Annotated in this window: 15 protein-coding genes and 1 tRNA gene; 1 reads left to right on the top strand and 15 read right to left on the bottom strand. The window is 35.3% G+C overall.

Annotation, left to right across the window (positions count from 1 at the left end; genetic code table 11):
* Positions 1–132: 132 nt before the first annotated feature.
* From ndk to BHF68_RS03260, 15 genes are all read right to left on the bottom strand, one after another.
* Positions 133–576 carry a nucleoside-diphosphate kinase gene (ndk, locus tag BHF68_RS03330; protein ID WP_069642198.1) on the bottom strand — a complete coding sequence of 148 codons (444 nt, stop codon included), beginning with the start codon at positions 574–576 and terminating at the stop codon, positions 133–135.
* Positions 577–669: 93 nt separating this feature from the next.
* Complete coding sequence (locus tag BHF68_RS03325; protein ID WP_069642197.1) at positions 670–1,644, bottom strand: polyprenyl synthetase family protein; 975 nt, start codon at positions 1,642–1,644, stop codon at positions 670–672.
* 13 nt (positions 1,645–1,657) lie between these two features.
* Positions 1,658–2,725 (bottom strand): cyclic dehypoxanthinyl futalosine synthase, encoded by a 1,068-nt coding sequence (mqnC, locus tag BHF68_RS03320; protein WP_069642196.1) that lies wholly within the window; start codon positions 2,723–2,725, stop codon positions 1,658–1,660.
* A complete protein-coding gene (locus BHF68_RS03315; RefSeq protein WP_069642195.1) occupies positions 2,712–3,557 on the bottom strand; it encodes a menaquinone biosynthetic enzyme MqnA/MqnD family protein in 846 nt (281 codons plus the stop codon). The genes mqnC and BHF68_RS03315 overlap by 14 nt, the downstream gene beginning before the upstream one ends.
* Before the next feature lie 3 nt (positions 3,558–3,560).
* Positions 3,561–4,670, bottom strand: a complete 1,110-nt coding sequence (mqnE, locus tag BHF68_RS03310) for an aminofutalosine synthase MqnE (RefSeq protein WP_069642194.1) — start codon at positions 4,668–4,670, stop codon at positions 3,561–3,563.
* Positions 4,671–4,691: 21 nt separating this feature from the next.
* Positions 4,692–5,315: a UbiX family flavin prenyltransferase gene (locus BHF68_RS03305; protein ID WP_069642193.1), complete on the bottom strand. Its 624-nt coding sequence runs from the start codon at positions 5,313–5,315 to the stop codon at positions 4,692–4,694.
* A gap of 13 nt (positions 5,316–5,328) precedes the next feature.
* Positions 5,329–6,192 (bottom strand): UbiA-like polyprenyltransferase, encoded by an 864-nt coding sequence (locus tag BHF68_RS03300; protein ID WP_176719867.1) that lies wholly within the window; start codon positions 6,190–6,192, stop codon positions 5,329–5,331.
* Positions 6,176–6,925, bottom strand: coding sequence for a demethylmenaquinone methyltransferase (locus tag BHF68_RS03295; RefSeq protein WP_069642191.1), 750 nt, complete (start codon positions 6,923–6,925; stop codon positions 6,176–6,178). The genes BHF68_RS03300 and BHF68_RS03295 overlap by 17 nt, the downstream gene beginning before the upstream one ends.
* A 13-nt stretch (positions 6,926–6,938) precedes the next feature.
* Positions 6,939–7,823, bottom strand: coding sequence for a heptaprenyl diphosphate synthase component 1 (locus tag BHF68_RS03290; RefSeq protein WP_069642190.1), 885 nt, complete (start codon positions 7,821–7,823; stop codon positions 6,939–6,941).
* A 192-nt stretch (positions 7,824–8,015) separates the two neighbouring features.
* Positions 8,016–9,356 carry a TldD/PmbA family protein gene (locus tag BHF68_RS03285; protein WP_069642189.1) on the bottom strand — a complete coding sequence of 447 codons (1,341 nt, stop codon included), beginning with the start codon at positions 9,354–9,356 and terminating at the stop codon, positions 8,016–8,018.
* Entirely contained in the window at positions 9,349–10,755 is a 1,407-nt protein-coding gene (locus BHF68_RS03280; protein ID WP_069642188.1) for a TldD/PmbA family protein, read from the bottom strand. The genes BHF68_RS03285 and BHF68_RS03280 overlap by 8 nt, the downstream gene beginning before the upstream one ends.
* Before the next feature lie 77 nt (positions 10,756–10,832).
* The gene (locus BHF68_RS03275) at positions 10,833–11,330 is read right to left on the bottom strand and encodes a hypothetical protein (RefSeq protein ID WP_069642187.1); all 498 of its coding nucleotides are present in this window, start codon (positions 11,328–11,330) and stop codon (positions 10,833–10,835) included.
* A 44-nt stretch (positions 11,331–11,374) separates the two neighbouring features.
* Positions 11,375–11,611, bottom strand: coding sequence for a trp RNA-binding attenuation protein MtrB (mtrB, locus tag BHF68_RS03270; RefSeq protein WP_069642186.1), 237 nt, complete (start codon positions 11,609–11,611; stop codon positions 11,375–11,377).
* 10 nt (positions 11,612–11,621) lie between these two features.
* Positions 11,622–11,915: a hypothetical protein gene (locus tag BHF68_RS03265; protein ID WP_069642185.1), complete on the bottom strand. Its 294-nt coding sequence runs from the start codon at positions 11,913–11,915 to the stop codon at positions 11,622–11,624.
* A gap of 68 nt (positions 11,916–11,983) precedes the next feature.
* Positions 11,984–12,322 carry an RNHCP domain-containing protein gene (locus tag BHF68_RS03260; RefSeq protein ID WP_069642184.1) on the bottom strand — a complete coding sequence of 113 codons (339 nt, stop codon included), beginning with the start codon at positions 12,320–12,322 and terminating at the stop codon, positions 11,984–11,986.
* A 49-nt stretch (positions 12,323–12,371) separates the two neighbouring features.
* Between BHF68_RS03260 and BHF68_RS03255 the strand changes: the two genes are divergently transcribed.
* Positions 12,372–12,448 (top strand) — tRNA-Pro (locus BHF68_RS03255).
* Positions 12,449–12,473 lie beyond the last annotated feature (25 nt).

Below are 12,473 nucleotides of genomic sequence, written 5' to 3'. Positions count from 1 at the left end.
TATCCTCAATTCATCTTTGAAATAAAATGTACTCAATTCATTATACACAATGTTATAGCTTATTTAAATTAGAAAAAGCTACAAGGGATTCTTGTAGCTTAATTCATTAAATCTATTTAACTAAATTTTTTCTTATACCCACTTATGTGAAGCAACCTCATAATCAGTTAGCTCTGATTTATCAAACCATAATCCAATTTCACGTTCAGCACTTTCAGGTGAGTCTGAACCATGGATAATATTCATACCAATACTAACTGCAAAATCTCCTCTAATTGTTCCAGGAGCAGCATCTGCTGGATTTGTAGCGCCCATCATTACCCTTGCAGAAGAAATTACGTTCTCTCCTTCTAAAACCATTGCAAAAACAGGGCTAGAAGTAATAAAGTCAACTAGTTCACCAAAAAAAGGACGCTCTTTGTGTTGACCATAATGCTCTTCAGCTAAATCTTTAGACACTTGCATCATTTTAGCAGCTACGATTTTATATCCCTTTTTCTCAAAGCGGTTTACGATTTCTCCTACAACACCTCTTTGAACACCATCTGGTTTTACCATTACAAAAGTCTTTTCCATAAATAATTCCTCCATTTGTTATAACTATGTATTCACAAAAAGTATCGTATCAAAAACAATTTCTGAATGCAATATATACTTGTATAATTTAACCTAATATTCCCGTTGCCCGATGAACTTCGCAATATCATAAAAGTACTTCTTAGCTTGTATATCTGGTAGCGGCTTTAATGCAGCATAGGCTTTATCTAAGTATTGATCACTTAGTTGTTGGCAGTATTCAATGCCGCCACTTTCTTTAACTAGCTTAATTGCTTTGTCTACATTGTTGGCTAAGTCATCAGATTTAATTAATTCAATAAGTTCCTTTGAGATTTGAGGTTTATTAGTTTGTTGTAACGCATAAATTACTGGTAGAGTTATATTTCCTTGTTTTAAATCACTACCTGCAGGCTTTCCAAGTTGTTCGCTGGTAGCAGTGAAATCAAGGATATCATCGGTAATTTGAAAAGCCATTCCGACATTATAACCAAACATTTTTAAGCTATTTGCTGTTTGTTTATCTGCGTTAGCAGCAAGTGCACCTAAGTGACAACTGACTGAAATCAAAAGGGCAGTTTTCCTTTTAATCCTTTTTAAGTAGTTTTTTAGATCCTGATCAATATTAAACAGGTCACGAATCTGCTCAATTTCACCTTCGCACATCTGCACAATCGCTTTTGATAAAATTCTTTGAATATGTACATTTTCTAGCTTAGTAATTAGTATCAATGATCTTGCTAGAATATAGTCCCCTGTATACATAGCTGTAAGATTGTCCCATTCCGCCTTAACAGTTGGATATCCTCTTCTCGTACTAGCGTTATCTATTACGTCATCATGAACCAAAGAAGCCATATGTATGAGTTCTAAAGCAATAGCTACTTTACTAAGCTTAGTAAAATCATATTCACCAAAATTACCTGCTAACAATACAAATACTGGACGTATTCGCTTGCCTCCAGCTTCTAATAGATGCTGAGCAGTTTGCTTTAATAGCTTGTGGTCAGAGTCTACCTCTGCTTGCAACTGATTTTCAATTTTTACTAGCTCTGGTCTCATTTTATTGTATAAATTCACAAGTTTCATAATATTTACCTTTCTAGTAGGACTTAATTATGTTATATTGAGTCGTTCTTTGAGCAGGGGTAAACCCAGCTTCCTTAATAAAATGGATGATATCCTGTAAAGGAACTTTGTTTTGCGTGCCAGCTGCTCGTACGACATTTTCCTCAAGCATAGTGCCGCCAAAGTCATTTCCACCAAAGTATAAAGCAATTTGAGCCATCTTGCCACCCTGGGTAACCCATGACGCTTGGATATTATTTACATTATCTAAAAATATTCTCGCCATTGCTAGGGTCTTAAGGTACTCAATACCGCTTGTAGTATTACCACCAAGCTCTGTGTTTGATGGCTGGAAGCTCCATGGTATAAATGCTGTGAAGCCAGCAGTCTCGTCCTGTAATTGTCGTATTCTCGAAAGATGTTCAATTCGCTCTTGTGTTGTTTCCCCTAAACCAAATACCATCGTTGCCGTTGATTTCATACCCAGCTTATGGGCCTCTTCCATAACTTCTAGCCATTGTGACGTCGAGATTTTATTAGGGCTGACCTTTTGTCGGACACGGTCAACTAATATTTCAGCACCGCCACCAGGAAGGGAATCTAGACCTGCGTCTTTTAATTGTTTAATAACCTCTCCAACTGGTAAGCCTGTAAGCTTGGAAAAATGCTGTATTTCTGGTGGTGAAAACGAGTGTACCTGCACATCGTACCTTTCTTTAATACCTTTTACAAGTTCTAGATAGTAGTCAAATGGAAGCGTTGGGTGTGTGCCTCCCTGCATCAGAATTTGTGTGCCTCCATGGTCAATGGTCTCTTCAATCTTTTCGTATATATCTTCATAGGATAGAACATACCCGTCCTGTTCTTCTTCTGTCTTATAAAAAGCACAAAACTTACACTTTGTATCACAGATGTTTGTATAATTAATATTTCTATCGATAACGAATGTGATAATTTTATTAGGATGTTTTTTTAACATTATCGCTTGTGCAACTAACCCTAACTCTAGGATATCAGCTTGCTCCCATAATTCGAGTGCTTCTGCTTCTGTGATACGCTGCATGTTTAATGCTTTATTAAGAATCGTGCTAACTTGAGACATTGTTATCACTCCAAACTTCTGCAGTAACTGGTTTTTGTAAATACCCACAAGAGTATGCGTCTAAAAAGAACCTATCAAGTCCTGCTATTATTTCTGTATTTAAATCATATAGTAATCCGGAATAATATTGCTCCCAGAATGAATTACCAAGATCAAATTTTCTATTGGCAATGTTAATAATTTGCTCTATATTTTTCTGACCCATTGCTTTACTAGTAATAAATGCATTATAGATATCTACAGTCTCCGAGTAGTACTTGTTAAGTGAATCTTTTCTAATAGCCCAAACTGCAAATGTCATACTTAATCCAGTAATCTGTTCCCATAACTCACCTAAATCATAGCGATAGACTTTATCTAAAACTTCTTTGTTATCGATAAAAGCATCGTCACCAATTAATAGTGCTGCGTCATGCTCGAGTAACATTGCATTCAAATCTGGGCTCATAGTTGTATATGTCAATTTGTAATTGTAGTATTTCTCGAGAATTATTTTTAATAAATTAATTGATGTTTCTGAAGTATTAGTTAATGCTATGGATGCGTTATGCAATGATTCTATCGGCTTTTTGGAAAATAAATATATAGATCTAACCTTTCCCTTAGATGACACCGATAAATTCGGTAATAGCAAATAATCGTCTGCATTCTCTGCATAAGAAAAAGAAGAAATTGGCCCCATGTCTATCTCGCCTTTTTTCAGCATTCGATTTAATACCGATGGGACTTTGTTAATAATTTCAATGTTTTCATTCTTTATATGTTGGTCTAAATAATAATAAATTGGTAGTATATTCAAAAAATCAATGCGACCTATTTTTATTGTGTCCATAGCCTAGAACTCCTGATTTACTATATTGTATAATGTGTCTCTTTCAATCGGTTTTCGTCCAGCATCCTTAATTAATTTAACTATTTCAGATTTCGATAACGCTTGACTTGTCTCAGCTCCAGCAGCATGGGTAATTTTTTCTTCAATAATCGTTCCGTCTATATCGTTTGCCCCAAAACGCAAAGATACTTGAGCAATTTTCGGACCAACCATTACCCAGTATGATTTTATATGGTTAAAATTGTCTAACATCAATCGGGCAACGGCTAACATCTTCAAATCCTCAACACCCGTAGTTTTAGTAACCATTAGTTGTTCTGATGATAATTCAGTATTTTGAGGATGAAACGCTAAAGGTATAAATGCTAAAAATCCTCCTGTTCTATCCTGTAGCTCCCTTAGCTTTATAAAATGATCTATGCGCTCTTCATAGGTTTCTATATGACCATATAGCATAGTCGCATTGCTATTCATTCCTATACGATGAGCAGCTTCATGAACTTCTAGCCAACGTTCTCCAGTAATCTTCTCTGGACAGATTCTATCTCTAACCCTTTGTGAAAAGACCTCTGCTCCTCCGCCAGGTAATGATCCTAATCCTGCCTGCTTTAACTTCTCTAATACCTGTTCAAATGTGATATTGTTCTCTTCAGCAAAATAATCGATTTCTACTGCAGTAAAGGCTTTAATATGGACAGAAGGTAATAGGGTGCGTAATCTTTTAAGCATTTCTAAATAGAAATCAAAGCTTAATTCTGGATTCAATCCACCCACTATATGTAGCTCACTAATATTTGCGAATCCAGCAGTTTTTGCCCGTTCCTCAATTTCATCTATGCTCATGGTATAAGCTTTATCATTTTCCTTATCAACGCCAAATGCACATAGCTTACAACGTGTAACGCATACGTTTGTATGGTTAATGTGTTGATTAACTATAAAATATGTATTGTCACCGTGTTTTTGTTCTCGTATATAGTTAGCCATATAGCCAAGTGATAACAAATCTTTTGTATTAAGTAATTTTAAACCATCTTCTGCGGTAAGGCGTATGCCTTTTTTCACTTTATTCCATATATCAAAAAGTTCATGCTTTGAGTCAATGAAGTCCATTATAAGCTTCCCTCCTATATACTATTTTCCCCAACGTTTAAATAATTGATGTTCTATATGTAATTGGTCAAGTATTTTTCCTACTAAAAAGCTAACTATATCATTTATATTTTGTGGTTTATGGTAAAAGGCAGGCATCGCAGGAAGAATAATTGCCCCTGCCTCACTAACAGCTAGCATGTTTTTTAAGTGAATTCGATTAAAGGGCGTTTCCCTCGGTACAATAATAAGTTTCCTACCTTCTTTTAATGCTGTATCCGCAACCCTCTCTAGAAGGTTATCTGATGCCCCCATAGCAATTGACGACAGTGTCCCCATAGTGCATGGAACAATCACCATAGCATCAAATCTATAAGATCCGCTCGCAATTCCTACGGAAAAGTCATTCAAGCTATGGAGCTTAACATTGTCATTTATGTCAAGTCCAAGTCTCTTTAAAATAGATATCTGCTCATTTTTGTCTATTTTACGATGTATCTCTAGGCTATCATTATCTTCTAGTAACTCAGATAATATTACTTGCCAGCCAGCTGAGGTAACGAGTAAATGTGTTGTACAATCTAGCTTTTGTAATTGCTTTACAAGCTCAATTCCATAAACACTCCCACTAGCCCCAGTTATGCCAACTACTATTTCTTTTTTCATTTATACCACCATCTTATAAGAAAATGTCTATTAGAGTAAAAACAAAAATAATAACACTAAGAATTCCGTTCATAGTAAAAAAGGCAGTATTCAATTTAGATAAATCATTATAATGTACTAACTTGTGCTCATAATGGAGAATAATACTCGCTATGATAGCACCAACTATGTACCATAGCCCTAATGGATAAACAAAGTACCAAGTAAATAACAGGATAGCAGTTATTGCATGCATTACTCGGGCTATGATTAACGCGTTTTTCAAACCAAAGCGTACTGGAATACTGTGTAGTCTTTGCTGCTTGTCAAATGATACATCCTGGCAGGAATAAATTATATCAAACCCTGCTGTCCATAATGCAACAGTGATTAGCATAAGCCATGCTTCAATTGGCAGTGTACCTGTAGCTCCTACCCAGCCCCCAACTGGAGCTAGTCCGATGGCAATTCCTAAGACTATATGACACATCCACGTAAACCTTTTTGTATAGGAATATACAATTAAAAAGAATACGGCAATAGGTAGTAAATATACTGCCAACATATTTAGCTGATAGGCCGCAAAAAACAATAAAAAAAATGAAATGACAGTAAAAACTACTGTTTCTTTCACAGATACTTTCCCTGCTGGAATTTCCCTTGTCTCAGTTCTAGGATTCATTGCATCTATTGATTTATCTATTAAGCGATTTAATGCCATGGCAGCACTTCTTGCTCCAACCATAGCTACAGTAATCCATAAAATACTCCACCAACTAGGCAAAGATTGGTTTACAGTAATCGAGCCTAATACTGCACCTATATATGCAAATGGCAATGCAAAAATAGTATGTTCGAATTTAATCATGTTAAGTATCGATTTAGTTTTTTTGTACATGATTTTCCTCATCCTTTTGATTGTTAACAGGTTTATTACCTATGTGAACTGCTACTATGCCACCAGTTAGCTGATACACTTCAGTTTTAAGACCCACCTTTTCAAATAGCTCTTTAAGCTCAATATGATTTGGAAAGTTTTTCAACGATTCAGGTAACCATTTATAAGGTTCTGCTTTGCCAACTGCAAGCTTACCGATAATTGGTAATATTTGATTAAAGTACAGATAATATAAAAATCTAAATGGAGGCCATGTTGGTTTTGATAGTTCTAATGATACAACTTTACCACCTGGCTTAACTACACGCATCATCTCAGATACTACCTGTTTAATATCTGGAACATTTCGTAGAGCAAAGCCAATTGTTGCATAATCAAATGTGTTATCATCATATGGAATTTCCATAGCATTTCCGTGAATTAGTTTAATACACTTACTATTATTAGATTTAGAAACTTTTTCTTGTCCAACCTCTAGCATACTTTCACAAAAATCTAAACCGACAACCGTTCCTGTTTCACCAACAGCTTCGCTTAAGCTAATAGCCCAATCTGCAGTACCAGTACAAATATCTATAGCTCTCTCTCCAGGTTTAATGTCCATTTTTTCCATAGTGAATTTTCGCCAGGCTTTATGTCTATTAAAGCTTAGTACGCTATTCATAATATCATATCTATGTGCTATGGTAGAAAATACAGAGTGTACCATCTTTTCTTTATTTTTATGCTCCATGATTTTCCCCTTTCTATTTATTAACAGCCGTAAGGGACATATAGTTATGTCTAATTTTATTGATATAGTTATTTAATTCATCTTTTATATATTTTGTCTGGAGTTTTTCAACGTTTTCAATTGCCGTAGTTAAAAATTGATTAATATAATTGTTATAAATCTGGTTAATGTTGTGTTTAGCATATAACTCATTAGTACGCTTAGTGTCTAATATTAGCTCCTGAAATTCTTTGGAAGTTATCCCCATGGCATCGTATAACAAAACTAGTTTGAATGAAATGACGCTTTCAAATGTCGGAATTATATATTTATCCTCATGAATGAGTGTTTGTGCAACTGTAAAATCACTACAAATATTCAACCAATTTACTTTGTCGATAGCGAATTCCTCTACCAATTGCTGTGATATTGCAGTACTTATTTCTTTTAACCATACGAGATATTGATCTACGCTTATATCGCTATAGCTGGCAAAATGTCTAGTCATTTTTGCTTCATTTATTTGCTGAATGGCCTTTGCAAATACTTGGATTTCCCTAATCATATTCTCATCAGATAACAATTTATAATATTTACTGCTATAATAATCTCCAGCCAACACTGTTAGCTGTCTTGAAGTTACCTCACTCATATCAAATTTTTCAATTTGTTGGTGAATATCTAATGCTGATTCAATTAATGCACTAGCGACACTTATGTTATTAATAGCTGTCATTGACAGACCACTTGCTTGTAGCATGATATGATTTATTACAAGGCTACTTAATATTGGATCATTAATTTCATCATCACTATTGGAAAAGTGTTGATTTAATAATAGGTTCTTACTGTGTTCCTTATATAAGTGGTTAACTTCTGTTATGTGTTTTTGTACAATTTTTGGAATGTCAATCTGCACAAGCTCTCTCCCCCATTATATTAAAGGCCATCTTAGTTGATAAAACCCTAAGTTTTACTATACCACAATAAGAAATTTTAACAAATAATTCTTTTCACGACAATCCGCAAAAAGAAGCCTAATACTAGTTATTAATTAGTATTAGGCTTCTTATAAAGAAACATGATTGTTAATTTCCGTTAGCTTTTAATATTATGTTCCACTAATAGTTAATTCGTTAACTTTAAATGTAGGACTACCATATGAACCCATCATCGGGATAATCTCCATGTCATTTCCTACTAGTTCGATATTTTCCATCATTGTCATTAAATTTCCAGCAATCGTTACTTCTCTGACAGCCGTTGTGAATTCACCATCAACAATCCAACGACCTGTTGCCCCTACAGAGAAATCGCCATTTATAGGATTAGCGCCACCAGTTACTAGTCCCGAAACTTCCATTACATAAAACCCGTTTTTCACAGACTTAATAATGTCATCTTTAGAGAACTTACCATTTTTCATATAAAAATTGGTTGTCGATAATGAGGGTGTAGATCTATAGGACCGTGAAGCATTGCCAGTAGATTTAACACCGTCTTTTTTTGCTGTATAGGTATCGTACATATAAGCTTTAAGAATACCTTTTTCTACTAATTGTGTAGAATTTGACGGAACGCCCTCACCATCAAATGGCGAGGTAGCCAGACCTTCTGCATATAAACCATCGTCCACAATTGAAACATCAGGGCTTGCTACCATCTTGTTAAGTTTATCTTTAAATAATGATCTACCCTTTTGCACTGATTCGGCATATAGTGAATTTGATAAAACATACAAGAACATCATTCCTACTTTTTTGTCAAAAACAATAGGCGCTTTCTGTGATTTTACCTTCTTACCGCCAAGCAATACGATTGCTGTATCGCAGGCGTCTTCAATTGCTCTATTGATCATTAATTCATTTATATGGCGGCCATAGGTAACTCCTCCACCAGTTTGCATTTCTCCATTTCTTTCAGCAGCAACATACAAACCACTATAGCAATAATTGCTTTTAAAATTACCTTGAAATCCATTAGAATTAAGTAAGGTTATCTCTGTTACTTGATCTGCAAAGGAAGTCTGCACAACCTTGGATATTTCATGTTGATACTTGCTAGCTTGGTCTTCCATCTGTAATAATAATTCAATTTTTTTGCTAGGCTCAATTTGACTGTATTGCTCATTATAAATATTAGGTATTGGATTATAAGCTTGTTTTTCTGGAAGTCCATTATATTCATCATGTGGGCATATTTTTGCGTTTTCTATAGACTCTTTGATTATCATCTCTATTGCATCAGGCTCTAAATTTGAAGTATAGGCAAATCCCATTCCATTATTTACGAATGTTCTTACACCTAAGCCTTTAGCTGTTGCGGATGTTAAGGATTCTACATTTTGTTGATATACTTTTATATTATTGTTAGAAGTATGCTCATAAAAAAGCTCTACCTCCTGTGCCCCATTTTTTTGAGCAAACTCAAGCCATTTATGAAGATTAACCATTCTGTGAGCCTCCTCTCATTTCGGTACCACCAACGGTACATTCACTTAAACGCAAAGTTGGTTGACCTACTCCAGCAGGTACTGTCTGTCCACTTTTCCCGCACATACCAGGTGCTAGTTCAAGATTGTTACCAACCATATCTATTCGTTTAAGTATTTCAGGCCCATTACCAATTAACGTGGCACCACGTACTGGTTCTTCAATTTTACCGTTTCTAATCATATAGCCCTCAGAGACTACAAATGTAAAATCACCAGTTGCTGGATTCACTTGTCCACCGCTTAAGCGTTTAGCATAAAAGCCTTCACTTGTACTACTAATGATATCCTCAGGATTTGATTGCCCGTTGTCTATATAGGTGTTTGTCATCCTTGGCAATGGAATATGCTGGTATGACATTCTGCGGCCATTACCTGTAGAGCTTCGACCTTCGACAACAGCTCGCTTGTAATCGTACATATAGTCCTGCAGAATTCCATCCTTAATTAGCACTGTAGCTTGGCCTGCTTGTCCTTCGTCATCAACATGAAGTGATCCCCATGCATTAGGAATAATACTGCTATCAATCGCTGTAACTAATGAAGAGGCTACTTTTTTGCCTATTAAACCTTTATATACACTAGTGCCCTTTTGTATCGCATCAGCTTCAAGTGGATGACCACAGGCTTCATGAAATAATACACCTCCAAAGCCGTTATCTATTACAACAGGCAGTGCGCCTGATGGCGCAGGCTTAGCATCTAGCATTGTAACTGCGATTCTTGATGCTTCCTTGCCTATACTCTCTGGTGTATCTATATCAAATAATTCACTACCCATTAATCTTCCTGGTCCATAAAAACCTGTCTGCATTACTCCATTTTTTAACGCAACAGCTTGTACATTTAAACGAGTTAATATACGTTCGTCTTCAACATATAAACCATTAGAATTTGCGATAATAACATTTTGAACTGAGTCATTATAGCCTACCATAACCTGACTTACAAAGTTACTGTAATCGCGAGCAGCTTGGTTTGCTTCTAGTACCCATTTTACTTTATCAGTTTTCTCGACATCCTCGGGCCTTATTTTTATCATATGTATTGGAGATATCTGCTTTCCTTTAGTAAGAGCTATTGGTTTTGTTATTTGCTGTTTAGCAGCACTCCCCGCAACCTTAGCTGTTTCATACAAGGAAGCTTCAGAGATATCGTCAGTATAAGCATAGCTGATAGTTTCCTTTTGAATTACTCTTATTCCGACGCCGAGATCATAACCACTAATAATACGTTCAATTTTTCCATCTTCACATGTTATAGCTTGTCTTACTTTATTCTCAAAAAACACCTCAGCAAAGTCACCGCCAGTTTCTAATGCCTTTGCAATTACTTTTTCGATAATAGATTGATCTAACACAAAGAACCCCCCAATCATTCATAAGTTTATTTTGTTCAAATCGCTCTTAAGTATACAGTGCTAGACATATTTTGTCATTAATTACTGAGTAGAATAATTGAAAAGTGTTGTTGTATTTCGTTTAATAAATCTTGATTACTAGTGCCAGCCGCTACGTTAGTAGTAGCTATAGATTTATTAATGGTTGCCTGTATAATCGGTACACTGTCTATATATACATTAAAACTCATTTTATTAAGCTGATTATATATTAAGAATATCTCTTGAGCTAATTTATAGCTATCAAATAAACCATAATCACTTCGTGCATTATCGATTGTATAGTGAATCTCAAGAAGTTCATTATCTTCTAATATTATTCTTTTAATAGCTAAGCGAATATCCAGTTCCTTGCAAATATCCATAATCCGCTTCGCATCAATGTTTTCGATTTGACTATTTTGAACTACAGTAGGATGCACATTATTATTAATTGCTAACGTTTCATGAATATCAGTAGGATAGAACGACACCAATAATAGTATAAATGTAGATACTACAGCAGCTGTAAAGATTCCTCTTCCAAAGGCAAGCATAGAATATTCCCCCTCTTGCCCATTGTATGAAAAAAAAGTGCAGGCTATTCCTGCACTTCATCCGTTGTATATAATAATCCAAACTTTGTTTGGATAACTGCTTTGCCTCTCACTTTGACTGCCGAAGTATGTTCAGTAAATTGTGCAATCATTACTTCACCTTTATCAAGCTTCTCAGAATGATGAAACCTAGTATCATGGCCTCTAGTAAGTCCTATTACATTTACTCCATTTTCTAATGCTTTAATTACAAAATAATCATTATTGGTATTATCCGCCATTTTACCACTCCTATTTTTTCGTCTGATTTTTAGATTGTTTTTGAGTCATGTTAATACTTGAGTAAAGTCCGCTTGCTGCTAACCCGATTAAAACACCTCGTAGTAAAGCAATAAACCAGTTTTCATTAATATCTAAGCCGCTAAAAAAGTATCCAATCGATAGTGTTAAACCGAACATAATAGAAATTAAAGGCGCATAATATGGGTTTATATATCTTTTGCTTAATTGTACAAGGGCGCCTACTATAGCAATAAACGTAATGCTCATTGCATCTAAAAATTCCATACTAATAAGCTGTTCCATATGATAACACTCCCCCGTTACATATATATTATATAATATGTATGGGAGCATTATTGTTCTCTAGGTAGCTATATCGACCTTTTACTCATTATTTCTAATACTTTATCTAAAGAATCATTAACGCCTTTAGAATCCATAACTGTCTTGTTTCTTTTAACCATTCCACATCTATCACATTTATGTATAATCATATAGCCTTTAGCACTTGTATATTCTATGTCTATAGGCATAAGCAGTCCATTACACATGCACTGGCGATCTCCTGGTATATTATCTACATGCTTTGACACTAAACAAAAGGGACAGTGGTTTCTACATCCGCCGCCTATAATCGGTGGCACTTCAGCATCACAATTTTCACATGTAAATGCTTCATTTATATGTTTTGTTTTTCTTCTTTCACTCATTGCAACACCTTTTTTTGTATTGTATAATTCATATACAATCGTAAATTTTCGGGATATGGCGCAGCCTGGTAGCGCGCACCCTTGGGGTGGGTGAGGTCGTGGGTTCAAATCCCGCTATTCCGACCACGAGAAACCTTGTTTTGCAGGGTTT

The sequence above is a fragment of the Desulfuribacillus alkaliarsenatis genome (genome assembly GCF_001730225.1).
GTDB lineage: Bacteria > Bacillota > Bacilli > Desulfuribacillales > Desulfuribacillaceae > Desulfuribacillus > Desulfuribacillus alkaliarsenatis.
Note: the sequence above shows the minus strand (reverse complement) of the source record. Positions and strands in the feature narration are given on the sequence as shown.